The sequence below is a fragment of the Scytonema sp. UIC 10036 genome (genome assembly GCF_009725235.1).
This window is the reverse complement of record NZ_WJFC01000237.1, coordinates 1-20,196: the sequence shown is the minus strand read 5'-3', so window position 1 is coordinate 20,196 and position 20,196 is coordinate 1. Positions and strand designations below refer to the sequence as shown.

Genomic DNA, 20,196 nt, shown 5'->3' with positions numbered 1-20,196 from the left:
GCCGTCAGGTTGGTGGAGTTATTTCCGGACTGGATACCGGGATTCTTCCACAACGAATCGCACCCCCTCGTAAAACTGTTTAATTGTTTGGTTTCAGAGCTTGGAACTAGCTTCGCATCCCAAGGTGAGAACTTTAACACTTAATGTAAACCCAGCTTGTTTAAGGCTGATAGTCTGGTCAACTAACTAAAATGCACCAGGCATGAAGCCCCGTCACTTTAGTGCGGGGTGCTGACAGGATATGCATCTATCAAAGGATAGGTTAATTATTACTCAACACTAGAAAATTGTCTCGTATAAGTGTAAAATTTTACTCATATTTAGTAGGCAATGCCCACCTAGCCCCAATACTGCAAGGGATATCGGATATTGTAGGTTGGGTAAACCCGTGTGTGAAACCCAACAAATGTCTGTCAATGTTGGGTTTCGTTCCTCAAACGCCACTTCACTCAACTCTGGAAACCAGAGCATGTGAGTGGCTCCCCAACCTACGTGTTTTCGTATTTTTAGGCTTAACAGACAGGCATTGCCCACCTAGCCCTGTCAAGGGGATTCATAAAATTTTGATTCAGTTGGCAATTTCTCATCTTTTTTCTCTGCGATCTCTGTGCCTCTGCGGTTTTAAAGTAATTTATTTAACTACTGAGTACGCAGAGTCCGCAGAGGTAAGAGGTGAGAGAACAATTTGTTCCGTTTTGATGAGATAACAAGAGATGCCCATTCCCTACTTCACAGCACGAGTGAAAGCAAGATGAGGTTGCGCCTTTTCCATTTTCGGCATTAACCAAGCTAAACCTTCACTAGTGCCAATCCATAATTTATTGCCGATATCAGGAGCAATACTGAGAACACGGCTAGAGGGAAGACCGGGAATTTCGTCTAACAACCCTCCAGTATATGGGTTTAATCGTAGCAAACCGTTATTGGTACCAACCCAAACACTTCCATCTTTAGCAAACCGCACAGCAGTCACGTTACGTCCGCGTAGGCGAGCGACTGACCTCAACACCATACCAGTTTTTGGGTTGATAACTAACAAATTGTTTGGCATTCCAGCCCAAATTAATCCTTCCGGGCTAATCGCTAAAGCTTGCACGGTTGTGCCTGGTAAATTATTAATCCGCTTCATGATGTAGGCATTAGCAGTATTAACTCGTACTACACCATCAAGCGTACCCACCCAAAGTTGACCTTCGGCGTCTAAAGTCATGGCATTACCACTGACGCCTGGTAGGTTTTTTAAGGTGGTCATGATTAAGCCTTGATCGGGGCTGACTAGGGCTAAGCCAGTATCTGTTCCAGTCCACAAGTAGCCACGCTTATCCACTAACAAAGATAACACGCGCTTGGAAGGCAAAAATAAATTCTGTGCTGTAATTTCACCACTGCGAATGTCAACTCGCTGCAAACCCTCGTAGGTTCCTACCCACAAACGCCCTACTTTATCTTGGGCGATCGCACCAATTGTTACATTTGGTAAATTAACCCGAGTTAAAATCTTACCAGTGTTCGGGTCAATGCGTGACAATCCCCGCCAAGAACCTACCCAGAGGTTACCTGTGACATCTTGTTGTAAAGCATTGATGCGATAATCGGTGTCGTGCAAACGTTCTTGCAGTTGCCGTTCATCAGGTAATGGATCTTGTCGGGGTGGTGGAGCAGACGGTGGGTAAGCTGGAGTTAATTCAGATGGATCTACGTTGAGAATTTTTTGAGCTTGGAGATTTTGACTATCAGTTTGGGCGGTTGCTGGAATTGCCATAGCTACATGAGTCACATTTGGCAATGCTACAAACCCTAAAAGGATAGAACTGATGAATAATCGAGTACGCTTGCAAAGAAACACCACGGTTACACTTCCTTTAAAACAGTTTCCTCAAGGGAATGGGAATAAGAGACATTGCGCCCTATTCCCCACTCCCCTTCTTTGAATAAGCTTTGGGTTAAACCCAGTGTTCCCACAGGTGGTATTTTTTTATCACATCCCCAACTCTCGTTCCCAGGCTCCGCCTGGGAACGAGACGAGTAACTAATCCCCAATCTCCAGCCCGTAAATTACTGCTTCACTTCCAAAGATTTCTGTTGTACCTTCCAATTTTTCTCCTAACTTTTGGGCAACTCTTATGGAGGCTGTGTTCTGTGGACGAATCAAACTTATGACATGAGATTGTTGTAGTACGTTAAAAGCGTAATCCATTGCTGCTGTTGCACCTTCTGTAGCAAAACCGCGTCCCCAGTACTGCCTTCGCAATGTCCATCCAATCTCGAATCCCGGCCAACCCTCTGGTTTCCAGCAACCAATTCGACCAATCATTTCACCACTTTGGCGTTCTTCCACAGCCCACATTCCATATTGACGAAGTTGCCAGTGTCCGAGCATTGTTGCCATGCTACGCCACGACTCCCATCGAGATAATGGTTTCCCAGTACCGATGTAGCGCATAACTTCTGGGTCACCACACATCTCGGCATAAGCATCAAGATCTTCTTCACGAAATTCCCGTAAGAGAAGACGTTGGGTTTCAAGTTTAGGAATACGCATTTTACACTAAGTTGTACACAACAAGAGTAAATGAATGCAAGTCATTAGCAAGCAATTTTTTGCTAACTGTTGGTAGTTAGAACGCTTACCAATAGCAAGCCATCATTAACATTCTTTGGCTGCGGCTTACAATCATTGAAGGTACTTTGTAAAGCATTCTTAATAAAATGTTGAAAAAAATATTTAATAACAAATTTAAATGAAAAAGTTAAAAATATTCAAAGAATAACTTATTGATTTCTTGATATATTGTGAGACAAGTTACAAATCACGTGACGTGCAAGTTGACTCTTTCACTCACCACATCTTGGGATTTCTGTCAAGAAGTTGCAGGAAAAGCGAGCAACGTGAATTTGGAGTTCGTTTAAGTCCGATTTACCTCAAATTACTCAAAAAAATTTGAATTTCGGGTTATTTAGTGACAAGATACATAGTTTCTTCTAATCGATCCTTGCCCAGCAGGGAAAAATTAGGGGCGAAAGAAAAATGCACGTGACGTGATTTGTGGGTATAACAAAGAGTGACTTCTTGGAAGGGAAAGTATGTCTTACGCTCAAACGAAGACTCAGTCGAAATCAGGCTATCAAGCTGGGGTAAAAGATTACAGATTAACATATTACACCCCTGATTACACTCCAAAAGATACAGATATTTTAGCGGCGTTCCGTGTTACACCCCAGCCTGGAGTTCCATTTGAAGAGGCTGGTGCTGCTGTGGCTGCTGAGTCTTCCACTGGTACTTGGACAACTGTATGGACAGATTTGTTGACCGACCTGGATCGTTACAAAGGTCGTTGTTACGATATTGAACCAGTTCGCGGTGAAGACAATCAATTTATTGCCTACATTGCCTATCCTCTGGACTTGTTTGAAGAAGGTTCTGTAACCAATATGTTTACCTCGATTGTAGGTAACGTATTTGGGTTCAAAGCTCTCAAAGCACTTCGTTTAGAAGATTTACGGATTCCAGTTGCTTACCTGAAGACATTCCAAGGACCTCCTCACGGTATCCAAGTAGAGCGTGACAAACTGAACAAGTACGGTCGTCCTCTGTTGGGTTGTACCATTAAACCAAAATTGGGTCTGTCTGCTAAGAACTACGGACGCGCTGTATACGAGTGTTTGCGCGGTGGTCTGGACTTCACCAAAGACGACGAAAACATCAACTCCGCACCATTCCAACGTTGGCGCGATCGCTTCTTGTTCGTAGCTGATGCTATCAACAAATCACAAGCAGAAACCGGTGAAATCAAAGGTCACTACCTCAACGTTACCGCTCCAACCTGCGAAGAAATGCTGAAGCGGGCTGAGTTTGCTAAAGAACTCAAGATGCCCATCATCATGCACGACTACCTAACAGCAGGTTTCACCGCTAACACCACATTGGCTCGCTGGTGCCGTGACAACGGTTTGTTGCTCCACATTCACCGCGCTATGCACGCGGTAATCGACCGTCAGAAGAACCACGGTATCCACTTCCGTGTTTTGGCTAAAGCATTACGTATGTCTGGTGGTGACCACATCCACACCGGAACCGTAGTAGGTAAGTTGGAAGGCGATCGCGCAATCACAATGGGCTTTGTTGACTTGTTGCGTGAAAACTACGTCGAGCAAGACAAGACTCGCGGTATCTACTTCACCCAAGACTGGGCTTCCATGCCTGGAGTAATGGCTGTTGCTTCTGGTGGTATCCACGTATGGCACATGCCAGCACTGGTAGAAATCTTTGGTGATGACTCTGTACTACAGTTCGGTGGTGGAACCCTCGGTCACCCATGGGGTAACGCACCTGGTGCTACCGCTAACCGTGTTGCGCTCGAAGCATGTATTCAAGCTCGTAACGAAGGTCGCAACTTGGCACGCGAAGGTAACGACGTTATCCGTGAAGCTGCTAAGTGGTCTCCTGAATTGGCAGCTGCTTGCGAACTGTGGAAAGAAATTAAGTTCGAGTTTGAAGCAGTTGATACCGTGTGATGATTTTGGATTTCGTATTTTGGATTTTGGATTATTAATTAAAAATCCAAAATCTAAAATCAAAAATCTAAAATCTGAAATCACGAGGGCTGGGGTCAAGCATGAACATCAAGCAAATTGCGAAAGACACAGCCAAGACGCTGCAAAGCTACCTGACTTATCAGGCATTGAGGACGGTGTTAGCTCAACTTAGCGAAACAAATCCTCCCTTGGCACTTTGGTTACAACGCTTCTCAGCAGACAAAATTCAAGATGGAGAAGCATACCTTCGGGAGCTTTTCAAGGAAAAGCCGGATTTGGCATTGCGAATCATGACTGTTAGAGAACATATTGCGGAAGAAATAACTGAATTTTTACCGGAAATGGTTCGTACTGGCATTCAGCAAGCCAATATGGAACACCGTCGCCAGCATCTTGAGCGCATCACGCAAATCAGCGATTCAACTCCCAGCCCAGAGCAAGAGAATGGTTAATTGTTAGTGGTTAGTGGTTAGTGGTTGTTTGTTGGTAGAAAAACAACTAACAACTAACAACTAACAACTAACAACTAACAACTAATAAACAACTACCCATCATTACTTAAGTTATGCAAACCTTACCAAAAGAGCGCCGTTACGAAACCCTTTCTTATCTGCCTCCCCTCACTGATGCTCAAATTAGCAGACAGGTTCAGTACATTATCGACCAGGGATACATCCCCGCGATCGAGTTCAATGAAACATCTGAGCCAACTGTATTTTACTGGACATTGTGGAAACTACCTTTGTTCGGCGCTAGAAGCACACAAGAAGTTCTGAGCGAAGTGCAGTCTTGCCGTTCTCAGTACGGCAATTGCTTTATCCGTGTTGTTGGTTTCGACAACATCAAGCAGTGCCAAGTTCTCAGCTTTATTGTTCACAAGCCCAATCAGAGCAGATACTAAGGTTGCTTAGTTGGACATAATTGTGAACAAGCTGTAAGTCTCTAATTTATCCCCAAATGGAAGAGGTAGAATTTTCTACCTCTGTTTTTTATGCACCGCGCCAAATTTTAATACTTTTATTACCGCATCCACTAACTAAAGTATGACCATGCGGGCAAAGCTGCACCTTGTAAAAATCATGCTTTTTGCGTGAAAGTCTTGTATAGCAAGGATTATATGTTTTTTTCTGGTGAGAGTCATGAAAGAGCGATAAGTAGGTGCAGGTAAATTCATTTTAAGTTACTGTATGGTTATATGTTTAGTTAATAGAATTAGATGCTAATAACCACTTTGACGAATATGATATATATGTCATATATTCTATATATGGCATAGAAATATGGCATGGGAAATACTTTTTTACGACGAGTTTGAAGCATGGTTTGACCTGCAAGAACCCGCACTTCAAGAAGAGATCGCGGCGGTACTTGATGTGCTGTCAGAAGAAGGACCAACTTTAGGGAGAACATTCCCATAGCTGACAAACGTTTTAAAAAACATCTAGAAGAGTTACAACAAAGGAAGCAGCAATGAAATCTTACCAAGAAAAAAGAAAGCAGTTTTCATCAGAAGCTCAGAAACGCATAAGCGATCGGGCTCTTGAGATAAAGAGAGAACTTCACATCCTCAAGACAATTAGAGAAATCACAGGAATGTCTCAAGACGCACTCGCTGAACGTCTCGGAGTCGGTCAGTCCTACATTTCACGGCTTGAACGACGAGATAATATCACACTTGCTACACTTGCGAATATCGTCCGTGCTCTTGGTGGTTCTATAGAAATCGCGATTCACCTTCCCGAGCGGGAACCTGTGAAGTTAAAGAACCTCGAAGCTCTTTTCGCCCTTGATGCACAACACGATTCTTTAGAGCAAGAACGCTCTTAGTCAGTTTTGTTGGAAAGCCCTAATGCATTACGCACCGCGCCAAATTTTAACACTCTTATTACCGCATCCACTGACTAAAGTATGACTATCGGGACTGAAAGCCAAGGAAGTCACCGAGTAGATATGCCCCGTGAGATCGCCTCCAAAACTTCTAGTTCTGTCCGTTGTCTCAGTAGCAAATATGCTGTTCTTTGTACCTGTTTTGATTCATCGTTCAAAGCCTGAATCACTAAGTGTAATCCTTCTTGCCCGTAGGCGATCGCTTCTTGTAGGGCAGCAATTTTTACCTCTATAGCTCCACTCATTAGACGTTTTTTGACTCCAGGCAAACCTCCCAACACAACACCATTTATTGGTAACTGGTTGTTGCCACCAAGAACTGCATCGTAGTTTTTAGGTTTATGGGAATGCTCTGTCATATAATTTAATAAGACTTGGACAAACCACGCCTGGTTTTTACTTTTTTACTAACTAACGCTTTTTACTTTCAATATCTCTGGTACCATTTCAATATCAAAAACCTCTTGTGTTTCTCCATTTATATGCGATCGCTCTGCAACGATTTTAAAACCTTCATAACCTGCCTCTATTAAATCTCCTACTACTACTTGCAAAAGTTCTAAGTCTCCCTCTTCGAGAGCTTCTCTTAAATACCCAGCAGCACGTTCTGATACTTGTAGATGTGTCTTAATGAGATAGTTATGAAATTTAATACCTTTTTTAACCATTTTTTAACTCCCGTAATCCTCCCAGTATTGTTGTGCCTGCAAAATGTCTCTATCTTGTGTACTTTTATCTCCTCCACATAACAAAACGATTATAATATTGCCAATTTGACCAAAATAAATTCGATATCCTGCGCCATAATCTATTCTTAACTCACAAACACCTTTACCTACGCTTTTATAGTCTCCTAAATTACCTTGTTCAATTCTTCTGACCCTGATGTAATTTTATCGACTGCTTTCCGATCGCGCAATGATATTAACCAGTCATTAAATGGACACTTACCGCCTGCTGTTTCATACAAAATAACTTCTTTGGGTGTTACTTCCATAAATAGCGTTTAGAGGTCGCAGTCAAAATCCAAGCTCGCATCAACCATTTTTGCTGAGCAATGTTGTCTATCTTCGGGTTTCCATTCCTTCAACCCATGAACGGGTGCAGACAAGTTTTTCTTGAATTCCAGAATGTAACCTAGTGCATTGGGAACTGCAATTTCCCAATCATTTTTTTCTGTCTTCTCGTTAGGTATTGCCACTAAACTCCAATTTGCAGGTTGTCCCGCCGGAACTGTATCCCACTGCGCTTCCATCGCTGCTAGTTTGGAGGGCTGGAGATAGTAAACTTGTTCGGCACTCAAATGCCCAACGTAGATTTGCAATGGTGCGATCGCGATCGCTGCTGCTATAACAATTTGAGGGACTTGGCAAAGAAAGCTGGTTGACGATTGTTGAGGATATACCACGCACTAATACCACCTATGACAAACAATGAAGTCTCAAGCGTAGCGAGGAACATATGGAGAACGCTTGTTGGCATGGATGGGCTAAACATTGCCTGAAAATAATCATCAACCACAAATTTGCCATTAACCATCCTCCCACCCGCAGGAGATGCCATCCAGGAATTTGCTGTTAAAATCCAGAAAGTTGATAAGTTTGCGCCAGTGGCAACCAGAATGGTGGAGAGATAGTGAATTGTGGGATTGACTCGTTCCCAGCCAAACACCATGATGCCCAAAAAAGCAGCTTCCAGCATGAATGCCCAAGATGCTTCAAACCCAATGACGCTACCAAAAAAGTTACCAACGGCTTCAGAGAATGGTGCCCAGTTTGTCCCAAACTGAAATTCCATTGGGATACCAGTCGCTACCCCAATACCAAAATTGAGAATATAAAGCTTTGACCAAAAGCGGGCGTGGTAATAGTAATCGGTATTGCGAGTTTTCAACCACACGCCTTCAACAATCACTAGATAGATAGCTACGCCTGTAGTCAGTACAGGCCAAAGCATATGGAATAACGCTGTAAGCGCAAATTGCATGCGCGACAATACTACGGTATCAGACAAAAACTCCACGATCGCGCTCCTCTATGCAAAACTTCGCCTTGTCTATTTTCTAAGTAAATTTACTTTCTATATCCAATTTTTTATACTTGCCTTGTCAATGCTATCTTACTAATTAGAAAATTTTCGTATTTCTTCCAATCTTTATAATTAGCTTGAAGTGACGACGATACTGGTATTTTTAAGGTCTTTTTAAGAACAGAAGGAAATGTAATTAGGTCAATAAGTAGAGAAAATTGTTTTTTTCCAAAAGCATTGAAAAGTCTGAACCAGATAAAATTAATATTGATTTAAGAAAGTTATTTGAAGGATAAAGGTTGAAGTATAAGGATAAACACTCAGTCAACTGCCAAAAGTAGGAAATATAAAATTTTTTACACTGGATTGAAAATTCTTGATTCTTCATCCTTCATACTTTATCCCTGACAGGGATTGAAACAATCGGAGCGGTTCATGGGTTATTACATTTCTCCTCGCTTTTTGGACAAACTCGCTGTCCATATCACTAAAAATTTTCTCGATATTCCTGGTGTCCGAGTTCCCTTAATTCTGGGTATTCACGGTCGTAAGGGCGAGGGCAAGTCTTTTCAATGTGAGTTAGTCTTTGAGAGAATGGGTATTGAAGCGACTCTCATATCAGGCGGTGAACTCGAAAGCCCAGATGCAGGAGATCCAGCACGTTTGATTCGCTTGCGCTATCGAGAAACAGCAGAACAGATTCGCGTGCGCGGTAAAATGTGCGTGTTGATGATTAACGATTTAGATGCAGGTGCGGGACGTTTTGATGAAGGTACGCAATATACGGTAAATACTCAGTTGGTGAACGCTACGCTGATGAATATTGCTGACAATCCAACTGATGTGCAACTCCCTGGTAGCTACGATGCTACTCCCATACATCGCGTACCTATTATTGTGACGGGTAATGATTTCTCTACCCTTTACGCGCCACTTATTCGTGATGGTAGGATGGAGAAATTTTACTGGGACCCAGACCGAAATGATAAAGTTGGTATCGTCGGTGGGATTTTTAGTGAAGACGGGCTTTCGCAACGGGAAGTTGAACAACTGGTGGACACTTTCCCAAATCAATCGGTAGATTTCTTCAGCGCAATGCGATCGCGTATTTATGACGAACAAATCCGCCACTTTATTTACGATGTGGGGATTGAACGGGTATCGCAGCGTGTCGTCAATAGCGTTGAAGGACCGCCACAATTTAAAAAGCCAGATTTCAGCTTGTCCCATTTACTTGAGACAGGTCAGTTGATGGTTGGCGAGCAAAAACGAGTTGATGATTCTCGATTGGTAACCGAGTACAACATCAGGATGCGCTCAAATTATCAACCAGCCCCCCCACCTGCAGCGCCAACTTATCAGCCATCAACGAATGGTTCCTCTCAGCCTGCAACACCGACAAATGGTAATGGCTACCAACAACAGCAACGATCCAATACAAAGTTGAGTCTTGAGACAATAGAACAAGTACGTCAGATACTGTCTCAAGGTTACAGAATTGGTATTGAGTATGTAGATGAGCGTCGCTTTCGTACAGGTTCATGGACGAGTGGTATAACACACTCAATCACTGGTGAAGATGATGCCATCTCAGCCATTGAATCTTGTCTTGGAGAACATGGGAGTGACTATGTGCGCCTAGTTGGTATCGATCCAAAGGCAAAGCGGCGAGTTGTGGAAACCATTATTCAACGTCCCAATGGAAAGCGGTAGTTGAATTGTGGGCTTCTTGGCTATTAAGAGAAAATTACCCAAATTTCTTCTTGTGGTACGGGCTTCTAACCTGTACCACAAGGGTGGGCTTTGAGCACCGCTTCATTCTCTCGTTCCCAGGTTCTACCCATTTGTGACAAGTTAAGATAAAATTGCTTTTGTCAATTAGAAATTATGTGGAAAAGTGAGTCAAAAATGAGATATCAAACTTAGCTTTGTACTCAGGTTTCAGAACAAGTATGAATCATAAGTACAAAGATGTTAGCGATCGCTAATCCAAAAATCATGTTTTCTATCACGGTTTTTGACGTATTCTCATTCTATAGATAGATTGACAAATACATCCTGACCTTAACTTGTTACAAATGGGTTCTACCTGGGAATGCAAACAGCAAGGCAGAGAGAGCCTCGCGATCTTAGGAGGCGGAGCCTAGAGCGCCTGTCAAGTAATAATGGTTGAGAAAAACAGAATTACGTGTATAAGTTAAAACGCCTATTTCATGCTAAATTTTTAGGTCTAGTCTTTAGCGATCGCATAAAACCTAAGCGCCTAAAAGTTCGATTTACACGAGATACATATCTTGCATTTTATGTCAAATACTTCTACTTGATCGGCGCTCTAGGTAAGACAGTCGGGTATAAGCGCTCCATTTTTCTCCGTGCATCAGTAGTCTTAAAGCGCCAATCTACACTTGCATATACAGCATTCCGTTGTTGTTCCCAACTAGCAATTTCCTGCGACAACGTTTGTACATCTTTGATCCGCCGCTCTAAACACTGCAACCAGCGATTCTCCTTCTCCTGTCGGAGACGCTGCGCGAACGGAGACGTTACGCGATCGCAACCTACATCCCAGATGTAATTTCGTCAAATTTTCATAATTCTCAGAATTCGCCGTGCGAGAACCCCGATTTTGATTTTGTGATAATTTCACACTCCCATTTGAAGGCATTATTACTTGGCGATCACCTGTGGCGCTTTTCGTTGCTATCGCTCTTTGGGCTTCTCCCTCCTGGAGGATCACTTTACTATTTGAATTTCGTGATTTTTTCAAAATCGGCTGAATTTGATTCTGTCACTCATTCATTTTTTCAGAAACTCATTTCGTGTCAAAATCAATTTCCACCCTAGAATCTAGTCTGTGGGCTAGTTCCATTACTTGTGTGGCAATTATTTTTGGCACACGAATAGTCCGCTGTGTCCGGATTTTTCCAGATAGCTTTCCGAGGGTGCATTTTTACGCCGCCCTTCCCGATTACTACTTTTTGATAATTTCATTCGACTAAGTTCTTTATTGAATTTATCACACAATCATTTTACCTGCTTTATTGGGTCAAAGAATCTAGAACTTCATATACATATCTATAGATTTTTGTCAAGTTCATTCTTATCAATTTTTAATGCGTTTGCCCTATCCTTTCCCCTAAGATAAATTTGTGAGTTTTGGGTAGGCGATTCAGAATAGTCAAATCGTAGGTTTTTTGGATACTTGGTAGTTCTTCCATACGGTTGTGAGAAAATTTCAGGCAAAATTTACAGACTGTAATTTATATGACCTACTATTAAAGTGTAATTGGATTTTTGAAAAAATTTTAGATGGCTTTACTTCGTTACGCTAACCAAGTGCTCAGAGAAGGAAAGCCGAAGGCAAAAGTGCTCAAGTGTCAAGGGCTATTAGTCCTCAACGAAACACCGCATACAACCCGAAAACCGAAAGAGTCGAAGACGTTGACGGGGTTGATGTCGTAGCGACACGCAGAACGACAGTAACCAGGAACGTCGCACCACGAACCACCGCGCAGCACTCTTATTTGATTATCATTTTTTTCTATTGGACTTATCCACGCTTCGCCATTTGTAGGCGCTCCTTCATAATTCTCATGCCAATGGTCAGCGCACCATTCCCAAACTTGCCCATGCATATCGTATAACCCAAAAGCATTAGCCACGCCAAAGCTTCCGACGGGTGTAGTTTCTTTGCGATAAACTCCTTTTTTCCCTCTACCATAGGAACCGCCTATATAGTTTGCTAAGTCAGCCGAGATTGTCTCGCCAAAATGAAATGGATCTGTTGTACCTGCTCGACAGGCATATTCCCACTCAGCTTCACTCGGTAGTCGGTAAGTTCTTTTAGTGTAGTTGGATAAGCGATCACAAAACTCTATACAATCATACCATGAAACTTGCTCAACTGGTCGATTGTCACCTTTAAAATAAGATGGACTGGGTTTGAGTTCGCGATTCACTTGGGTAAGAGACGCAACTGCTCTCCACTGTGCTTGGGTAACTGGATACTTGCCCATGCCAAAAGGTTTGACTGATACTGAGTGTTGAGGACTTTCAGAGCTTAAGCGTCCAAGTTCTTCTTCTGAAGAACCCATCAAAAAACTGCCACCAGGGATGAGCACAATTTCTAGTTCGACTCCATTACCCAATTCCTCAATAAAATATTGTGCTGTTTGTCGAGAACGATTGATGACTACTTTTGTCATAGGGGTTAGAGGCTAGGGACTGGGGGTTAGGGAAAAGAAATTTTTATGGTTGGTTATGGGCTGCAAGATTCCCGAGGTTTTCAAGAAGTCGGAAATCCGACAACTTAATTTTCCGAAAAGCATGATATACTCCCCAAGGGAAAATTAACTTAAAGATAGTGTACTGCCTTTTATTAAGATCTTAGGCAGAGGCAAACTCAAAAAAAATTTAGATGGCTCCACTTCGTTACGCTAACCAAGTGCTCAGAGAAGAAGAGCCAAGTGCAAATTTGCTCAAGTGTCAAGGGCTATTAGTCCTCGACTAAACACCGCACACAACGCGAAACCCGAGACTGCTGTAGGCGAGGTCGGGGAGGTCTTTGTGGCGACACGCAGAACGACAGTTAACAGGAAGGTTGTCCCACGAGCCACCGCGCAGTATTCTTTCTTGATTATCATTTTTTTTAACTTGATTTATCCAGGCTTCGCCATTTGTAGGTGCTCCTTCATAATTCCTATGCCAATGGTCTGCACACCATTCCCAGACTTGCCCGTGCATATCATATAATCCAAAAGCATTAGCTACACCAAAGCTCCCGACAGGTCTAGTTTCTTTGCAGTAAACGTTATAGTTAGCCAAATCAGATGTAAGTGTTTCACCAAAATGAAACGGAGTTGTTGTACCTGCTCGACAAGCGTACTCCCACTCAGCTTCACTAGGCAGACGGTAAGTTTTGTTAGTGTATCGGGAAAGGCGATCACAGAACTCCACACAGGAGTACCATGAAATTTTTTCCACAGGTCGATTTTCACCTTTAAAACCAGAGGGGTCTGGGTTGAGTTTGCGCTTGACTTGGGGAAGAGACGCCACGGCCCTCCACTGTGCCTGGGTAAGTGGGTATTTGCTAAAGAAAAAAGATTTAATTGTCACTGTGTGTTGAGGGCTTTCATTGCTTCTTCGCTCTGGTTCATCTTCTGGCGATCCCATCAAAAAGCTACCTTTAGGAATAGCCACCATTTCTAACTGCACTCCATTCCCCAAGTCTTCAATAAAGCCCCAAGCTTGTTTCCGACTCTGTTTAACTATTAACTCTGTTTTCCACTGCAGCCGACCCGATTTTTTCCGTTCGATGGTAGCTACTTCAAATTCAAAAGGTTGCAGGTTGATATCTGAAGAGTTGATATCTGAAGAAGTGTCTGTCCCATCCCCATCCTCAATGGAGATATCTGAAGAGTTGATATCTGAAGAAGTGTCTGTCCCATCCTCATCCTCAATGGAGATAGTTGCTACTTCAAATTCAAAGGTTTTTAGGGGTGGAAGTTCAGACAAGAATAAATCTTGTTCTGTAAATTGAGATGGTCGTAAACGTTGTTCTAGGTTAGTGGCAAAATCACCGTACTTACCTCCTTGCCGTTTGAGAACTTGTATAGCGACTTCAGCAAATGGTAGAGCTTGCTGTGCGGCTGAATTAGACTCAGGTGTTCGCAAGATAGCAAGAAACTCATTGATCGATTTTCCCAACCGCTTACCAATCCAACTAGATAAAATTTTGAATGTATCAGTAACTGGTGTGGAATCTAATAAAATCCGACGAATTTCTTCATCAGAAAACTTATACTCAATTTCGTCAGGATTTGTATGTGCCTCAATGGGAGTTGCCAACCTAAATAACCCGCTGAGTAGTACTTCTGCTACATGCATTTGTTCAGATAGAGGAACCATTGCATCCTGAACCATTCTAACGATGGGCAAACTGATAACTGGACACGCTGCTAACAACCCAGCTAAGCGACGTGCCATTGGAGAAGAAAAGATTCGGAATCGTTGTACCCGTTCTTCTGAGGATAAATTCACATTCTCTGCTGTATCCAAGGGTAAATCTATATCTGTTACAGAAGTTGTTTGCTCGATTGGTGAAAAGAGTAAGCCCGGAGATCCCAAATTCCCTTTTCCTGAAACCATTTGGCTCCAAAGACTTATAACAGGAGCTTCTAGAGTGAGCACGGGAACTCTAATATCTCGAGCAGTCGTTTTACGCCAGCGATCGCGTCTAACTACTGATAACTTTTGGTTTACCATTCCCGGAGCTTGACTGTGGAGTCGAACTTTGGGAACTTGAAATAGGGCTGTTCTATCCCACATCCATTCTGGTAGCATTTGTAATAATGCCACAATTCCGTTTTCTGCCCAAACCTTCAATACAGTTGTTACTTTACCGGATTCCCATCGGGGAGAAATACAATCACTCACGACTAATATCAATCGCCGTTTTGTCGGATCGATGAGTTCTTGGGGACTATGAGGTTGTTGGCAATCGCTTCTGACACCTAGTTTTGGATACAAATACAATTTGCCATCAGAGTTAACGTCTAAACTCCACGTTCGGACATCCCGAAAAGCGCCTGTCTGTGCTAGCAATCCCAGTAGTTCAAGTATATGACGTTGCCAAATCAACATTGAAGGACTTGCATCCACAACGATCGCTAATTCAAACCAGGGTTCCTGCAATGGCTCACGTTGAGGTAACCAAAGCCTTGTCTCTGCAATAAATTGAACTGTCGCGTTTTCATCCAAGCGCCATAAAGTTTGGGAAGGAACTCGCTGCATGAGAGGACGAAGCGATCTTAGAAGCGAGCGCGAGTTGCGTATGGCTGCTGCATTTGGAACTGAAAAAGGAAGTGATTCTTGAGAAGAAGATTGAGAAGAAGACTCGGTGGAACGCGAATAAAGGGGAACAGTCGTTGGGGGTTTAATGGGAGGAGGTGGAACTACAGGTGGAGAACTATCAAAGTTATCAGTCTGTAAATGCGTCACGCGAGGTGAATCTTTGGCAGATACAGAAGCGGTAGTAGTTGGCTCTTTGTTTGATACAGTTGTCGTAGATTGCCACTGCAATAATGCTAGCCATAGAATATCAGTAATTTCCTCTGCTGTGAGATCTTGTTTTGCCAATACACCAATTATTTTTTCCATTAGCGATTTGGCTCCGTATTACTTAGCGCAGTGAACACTAAGTTTTTCAGATCTTCAGTTACTGCATTGTGAGTTCGTAAAAAGATAGCATTAAGGAGTTGATCGGTTGCCAATTTTGCAGCTTCGCTATTGCTCTTATTGGCAAATTCAGTAATGAGATCGCTGACTTGTTGTGTAATTTCTTCACCCAAATGAGCTTTGACAATAGTTTTCAAATCGTCTTCATTAGGTTTTGGCATTTTCACTTGTAAACAACGTCGTAAAAATGCAGGGGGAAAATCTCGTTCATCATTGCTCGTCATAATAATCAGTGGAAATGATTGACAGAGAACTTTACCACCTACGAGGGGAAAACTCAGATCGTCAGCAGTACCAACTGCTACAGAATTCTGCTCTCGTTTGGCAAGGCGTTTGAGAACTGGTATTTCAAACTCTCCTTCTTCCAACAAATTTAGCAAGTCATTAGGTAGATTAATATCGCTTTTATCAATTTCATCGATTAATAAAACTCGTGGGTAGGGTGAAGGGAGAAAAGCAGTTCCCAATGGTCCCAATCGAACAAATTCACCGATATCGTTAGATTCGCTAGTTTCTTGAGATGATGTGATGGTTTGCTGCTCCTTTTGAGTTGCTGTTTCTTGTTGGATTGCTTGTAGCCTTCCCAAAGCATCATACTGATACAAACCCTCCTCCAAAGTTGAGCGTGTAGTAATAGGCCACTTGAGCACAGAACCCAATTGTAACTCGTAGGCGATCGCATACGCAAGCGAAGTTTTCCCAGTACCCGGTCTTCCAGTTACTAATAGGGGACGGCGCAAATAAAGAGCAGCATTAACCGCATTAACAATGTCCTTTTTGGCTGAGTGCAAGCGGAAAGTTTGTCCTCTTTTTTTATCGCGGGAGAACTCGGAAGAAGAATTAGAAGTAGAATCAGAAGAGGAATCAGCATCAGGAATAGGAATAGTGTTTGGAAGTTGTTTCCAGTAATCACGAGCACTTTGAGCGAGATTTTTGGGGTCAACAGGATGCCGAAACTGTCGCCAAGGTGGAGGTGAAGGTAGCTTTGTAATGCGATCGCTCTGCTCGCCATTTCCCAAAAAAATCCACCAGTCTTGCTGTTCGCTGCTCATACACTCATCCCCCAAAATTTATTTTCCTTTAGTAACTTCTTGATTTGTCTCAATCTTTTTGGTTCATCACATAGAATTGCCAAATTAGATCCCAGGTGTTGAGCATCGGGTGCAGCTTTTCGTATTTTCATAACTTCTTCTAGAAACAAATCCAAATTTGAAAGCATTTCCGCCTTTAACAATCGATCCATTTCAGAAAACACATTACTACCAGATAAGTTGCATCGTCGAGACCAAAAGATAATTGGAGTTCCTCCTAGCAAACCGGACTCAAATAATCTAGATAGATGAGTTGGTTTACTCGATGCTTCACAACCCGACATCACACAGGGTAATTTTAAAGTCATCTTTTGCAATGATTCTAACCGACGAGTCAAGTTATCCCAGTTACAGCCAACAAGACAATCCAAATTTTCTATTTTTGCTTGAATGTCTTCTTCACTAGGGTTCTTCTGCAAAAATATTTCAGCCTCTTGCCATGTCTTAACCAATCGATTGAGCAAATCACTGTCCTCCAATCTATCTAGCGATCGTACTACGACTCGATGTTTTTTTCCAATTTCCTTTAACTTCTGCCATCGAGAGGAACCCTCTCGAACTTTCCATTGCTCGACAGTTGTTGCTAAATATTCGTAAGGTAAAAAGAATTCAATAGTTAAATCATACGAAGAACCTAGCTTCCCTGCTTCATTACCTAGCTCAGTTTCTGCTTGTAATACCCACTCTTTCAAACTCTCCTCTACCAATTTTAAATCACAGCTTAGCGAAGGTTGTATATTTTGTATAGGAATCAACTGGTTTTGAAGAGAACCGTTTTCTCGAACTGTTTCAATACAGATAAACCCGTTAACATGGAGATGAGAACTTTGATTTTCCGTCTGAGGCGCAGTATCTGAAATGTGGACAAAAATCACCAAGTTACCTCGAAGCGTTGTTATCTGTTGTTCTAAGTCACGAGAACCTGACTCCTGATAGTTATAACATTCCTTAAATTGCTGTTGCCATTGAGAGAGTTTTTTAGCAAATTCCCATTGTTGTGTTTGCTTTTTCAGAGTTTCTACAAACTTAAGAATGCGCGGTTTCCCTTCTCTGGTTTTAGGATAATCTTTAAGTAACCAACCTAGAACAATTAACCATTTAACTGTAGGCACTAGCTCTTGCTTCTTTATATCGTCATCTTCTTGAGAACGATGAATTGTGATATCTGGGATTGTCTCGATACAACAATCTCTAATAATCGTAAAATCTTCACAATTTCTCAAAACTTCAATTAGTGCAGTGATAAGTTTAGGACATAATAAATCTTTATTTATATCTTCAAATAAGAAAATGAAATATTGTGTAACAAATTTTCTTAATTTGGGATTTCCCAAATTTTTTCTAGAGGCTGCAATAACTAGTTCTCTCAGTCGTCCTTGTGATTTAGCCCATTCAATGAGATTATAAACCAATTCTGTATGTGTTTCTCCTTGAGCAATTTTATTCAGTTTCTCGTCCAAACAATCGTCAATCATTATTGAAAGTTCACTTGCCTTTATGTAAGCACTCTCTAAGGCATCCCGTAAAGACTCTTTTGCATCCTTCACGAGTTCTGGGTATGTGTTAGTTTCATTTGTTGACACAGCCACAAGCGATTTCTCTTTTTTATAGACTTTGACTTTAACTACACATCAACTAAGCCAATTTCTTGGATAAATTCTTTCTATTTCGGATTACCTGAATTAGTGGCATATGCAGCCTCCATCGGAGCTTGCGCTCGCCCCTGACTATTAGCCGATTTTATAAGCTCGAATACAACATCTGTATAATTTCCACTATCTACAATAGTATTTAAAGGAATACCTAACTTATCATCTAGCATCCTCTCTAATTCAGCTTTATTTGGAAACGCACCCATTAAAGCATCTCTCAGTTTTCTTCGTTGCTCATTGTCTAAATTTAGGTTGCTCTCCTCATCATCATTAAAGAGCCCTGTTAAACTGTTCTTCAACGTCGCGGGCATTTTTTCCGAATATTTCTTCTCGTAAAACTTCACTAAAAGTTCTTTATCAAACAGAGGAGATAATTTGACTTTCACCTTATGAATATCATCTCGACTGCGCTCGTCTCCTACCTCACCACCAATTTCACCCCCAGTTCCCAACACGTTAATTTTAACGCTTCCCTTGGCTCCTGCTTTGGCAGTACGTTTCACACTCACCTGTAACTCTAGTTCTACAGAATCCACAAACAAGAAAGGAGCATCGCGATCGCCCTTGGCGCAAGCCGTACCCGGCTTATCGTTTCCAGGTGCAACTGAGAGAAGGCCTTCTTTGACCTGTTGAATTAATTCAGCCAGTTCAATGGAGCCTTTATCTTGTTCTGACATTTGTTTTGCTGTAATTGATAAGATTGCGCTGTAGATTTGTTTAAGATACTTTTTCTAAGCTGAAAGCTTAAATACGGACATTTTCCCTGATAACCAATCTTATTAAACTACAATACTTGTGACTCATCAATAATCTTAATATATTCTGTAAAATTCCCAAGGCCAACATATCTAAAACCAAAGCAGGGGATGCAGGGAGACTGACATCTTGCACCTTCTTTGTGGGAAGGGGCGGTGGGCACTGCCTACCTAGCCCTGTCAACGGTGGGTGAAAACTTCAGGAAATTAATAACTCTCTCACCTCTTACCTCTGCGTACTCTGCGTCTCGGCGGTTAAATAAATTACTTTTGAACCGCAGAGGCGCAGAGAGCGCATCAGAGAAAATGAGGAATTGCCGCCTGAATCAAAATTTTATAAGTCACCTTAACAGGATCTTCTGTGCCCACTCTCCGAAAATATAAGCTTTTCGATGAAAAAATTTTCATCACCAATTATGAAAACCTCTTAGCTCGTCCCTACCCCCTACTCCCTACCCCTACCCCTAGTTAAAAAATTACCGAGATAAAAAATCTTGCAAATCCTTGTGCGTTGTTTTGCAGTCTCTCAAGGCATCCGTTTCGGAAAATTTCATACCCCGTTCCATCACGAGAACCGTAAGTTTCAAAATTACAGTTGTTATCGCGGAATTTAATCCAAGCTTGCTGTGCAGAAACAAATATTTGTCTCTGCTCGTTAATCAAACTAGATGTCACTTTTTTATACACTTCATTTAAGCGTTTATCTGCTGCTTGGTAAGACAGTTGAGAACAATACTTAAGTTCTGGTGTTGTGACTGCCTTGTTACAATTAACTCTTTGAGCAACAATCTCTTGTGCTGCACTTGGTGTGGAAATTGCTGCAAAGGAAAGGGACGCGATCGCTATGCTTAATAAACTGGTAATTAGTCTCTGCTCTCTAATTTTTACAGACATAAATATTGTATTTTTTATAACTTACAACTCAATATATTTTCTGAGAAAGATTGAGTAAACAAACAGTATAAACCATGAAAAAATTTTCAGAGGCAAAAGATAAGAATCTTAAAAGTC

At 42.0% G+C, this 20,196-nt stretch carries 20 protein-coding genes and 2 pseudogenes; 6 read left to right on the top strand and 16 right to left on the bottom strand.

Annotated features, from left to right (window positions below):
• Nucleotides 1-724 precede the first annotated feature (724 nt).
• Nucleotides 725-1,849 (bottom strand): two-component regulator propeller domain-containing protein, encoded by a 1,125-nt coding sequence (locus tag F7734_RS53235; RefSeq protein WP_166482717.1) that lies wholly within the window; start codon nt 1,847-1,849, stop codon nt 725-727.
• Between the two features lie 180 nt (nt 1,850-2,029).
• A complete protein-coding gene (locus F7734_RS53230; RefSeq protein WP_155752325.1) occupies nt 2,030-2,542 on the bottom strand; it encodes a GNAT family N-acetyltransferase in 513 nt (170 codons plus the stop codon).
• A gap of 542 nt (nt 2,543-3,084) precedes the next feature.
• Between F7734_RS53230 and F7734_RS53225 the strand changes: the two genes are divergently transcribed.
• The 5 genes from F7734_RS53225 to F7734_RS53205 all read left to right on the top strand — a co-directional run bounded on the left by F7734_RS53225 (nt 3,085) and on the right by F7734_RS53205 (nt 6,363).
• A complete protein-coding gene (locus F7734_RS53225; RefSeq protein WP_155752324.1) occupies nt 3,085-4,515 on the top strand; it encodes a form I ribulose bisphosphate carboxylase large subunit in 1,431 nt (476 codons plus the stop codon).
• Nucleotides 4,516-4,616: 101 nt separating this feature from the next.
• Nucleotides 4,617-4,988 (top strand): chaperonin family protein RbcX, encoded by a 372-nt coding sequence (locus F7734_RS53220; RefSeq protein WP_155752323.1) that lies wholly within the window; start codon nt 4,617-4,619, stop codon nt 4,986-4,988.
• 113 nt (nt 4,989-5,101) lie between these two features.
• A complete protein-coding gene (locus tag F7734_RS53215) occupies nt 5,102-5,437 on the top strand; it encodes a ribulose bisphosphate carboxylase small subunit (RefSeq protein ID WP_155752322.1) in 336 nt (111 codons plus the stop codon).
• Between the two features lie 379 nt (nt 5,438-5,816).
• Nucleotides 5,817-5,954, top strand: a complete 138-nt coding sequence (locus F7734_RS53210) for a hypothetical protein (protein WP_155752321.1) — start codon at nt 5,817-5,819, stop codon at nt 5,952-5,954.
• A gap of 52 nt (nt 5,955-6,006) precedes the next feature.
• On the top strand, nt 6,007-6,363 hold the full coding sequence (locus tag F7734_RS53205) for a helix-turn-helix transcriptional regulator (protein WP_155752320.1): 357 nt from the start codon (nt 6,007-6,009) through the stop codon (nt 6,361-6,363).
• 27 nt (nt 6,364-6,390) lie between these two features.
• Here F7734_RS53205 and F7734_RS62635 read toward each other — a convergent pair whose 3' ends face one another.
• The 6 genes and pseudogenes from F7734_RS62635 to F7734_RS53180 form a co-directional block, all read right to left on the bottom strand.
• Complete coding sequence (locus F7734_RS62635; RefSeq protein ID WP_347566445.1) at nt 6,391-6,477, bottom strand: hypothetical protein; 87 nt, start codon at nt 6,475-6,477, stop codon at nt 6,391-6,393.
• The gene (locus F7734_RS62630; protein WP_155752319.1) at nt 6,474-6,782 is read right to left on the bottom strand and encodes a hypothetical protein; all 309 of its coding nucleotides are present in this window, start codon (nt 6,780-6,782) and stop codon (nt 6,474-6,476) included. The genes F7734_RS62635 and F7734_RS62630 overlap by 4 nt, the downstream gene beginning before the upstream one ends.
• 48 nt (nt 6,783-6,830) lie before the next feature.
• Entirely contained in the window at nt 6,831-7,091 is a 261-nt protein-coding gene (locus F7734_RS53190) for a hypothetical protein (RefSeq protein WP_155752318.1), read from the bottom strand.
• 3 nt (nt 7,092-7,094) lie between these two features.
• A complete protein-coding gene (locus F7734_RS66555) occupies nt 7,095-7,295 on the bottom strand; it encodes a type II toxin-antitoxin system RelE/ParE family toxin (protein WP_347566444.1) in 201 nt (66 codons plus the stop codon).
• Nucleotides 7,277-7,420 (bottom strand): hypothetical protein, encoded by a 144-nt coding sequence (locus F7734_RS66550; protein WP_347566443.1) that lies wholly within the window; start codon nt 7,418-7,420, stop codon nt 7,277-7,279. The genes F7734_RS66555 and F7734_RS66550 overlap by 19 nt, the downstream gene beginning before the upstream one ends.
• Nucleotides 7,421-7,486: 66 nt before the next feature.
• Nucleotides 7,487-8,445, bottom strand: a pseudogene (locus F7734_RS53180) (cytochrome ubiquinol oxidase subunit I); the annotation flags it as partial.
• Nucleotides 8,446-8,886: 441 nt separating this feature from the next.
• Between F7734_RS53180 and F7734_RS53175 the strand changes: the two are divergent.
• Nucleotides 8,887-10,164 carry a ribulose bisphosphate carboxylase small subunit gene (locus F7734_RS53175; RefSeq protein ID WP_155752317.1) on the top strand — a complete coding sequence of 426 codons (1,278 nt, stop codon included), beginning with the start codon at nt 8,887-8,889 and terminating at the stop codon, nt 10,162-10,164.
• 724 nt (nt 10,165-10,888) lie between these two features.
• Here F7734_RS53175 and F7734_RS53170 read toward each other — a convergent pair.
• From F7734_RS53170 to F7734_RS53135, 8 genes and pseudogenes are all read right to left on the bottom strand, one after another.
• Nucleotides 10,889-11,098 (bottom strand): hypothetical protein, encoded by a 210-nt coding sequence (locus tag F7734_RS53170; RefSeq protein ID WP_155752316.1) that lies wholly within the window; start codon nt 11,096-11,098, stop codon nt 10,889-10,891.
• Nucleotides 11,099-11,576: 478 nt separating this feature from the next.
• A pseudogene (locus F7734_RS64715) lies at nt 11,577-11,669 on the bottom strand (four helix bundle protein); the annotation flags it as partial.
• A gap of 159 nt (nt 11,670-11,828) precedes the next feature.
• A complete protein-coding gene (locus tag F7734_RS53160) occupies nt 11,829-12,656 on the bottom strand; it encodes a formylglycine-generating enzyme family protein (protein ID WP_155752315.1) in 828 nt (275 codons plus the stop codon).
• 301 nt (nt 12,657-12,957) lie between these two features.
• Nucleotides 12,958-15,609 (bottom strand): formylglycine-generating enzyme family protein, encoded by a 2,652-nt coding sequence (locus F7734_RS62625; protein ID WP_207714425.1) that lies wholly within the window; start codon nt 15,607-15,609, stop codon nt 12,958-12,960.
• Entirely contained in the window at nt 15,609-16,739 is a 1,131-nt protein-coding gene (locus tag F7734_RS53150) for a MoxR family ATPase (protein WP_155752314.1), read from the bottom strand. Before F7734_RS53150 ends, F7734_RS62625 begins: the two co-directional genes overlap by 1 nt.
• Entirely contained in the window at nt 16,736-18,367 is a 1,632-nt protein-coding gene (locus F7734_RS66545) for an effector-associated domain EAD1-containing protein (protein WP_155752313.1), read from the bottom strand. The genes F7734_RS53150 and F7734_RS66545 overlap by 4 nt, the downstream gene beginning before the upstream one ends.
• Before the next feature lie 74 nt (nt 18,368-18,441).
• A complete protein-coding gene (locus F7734_RS53140) occupies nt 18,442-19,107 on the bottom strand; it encodes an effector-associated domain EAD1-containing protein (protein ID WP_207714424.1) in 666 nt (221 codons plus the stop codon).
• Between the two features lie 546 nt (nt 19,108-19,653).
• The gene (locus tag F7734_RS53135; protein WP_166482716.1) at nt 19,654-20,079 is read right to left on the bottom strand and encodes a lysozyme inhibitor LprI family protein; all 426 of its coding nucleotides are present in this window, start codon (nt 20,077-20,079) and stop codon (nt 19,654-19,656) included.
• Nucleotides 20,080-20,196: the final 117 nt, after the last annotated feature.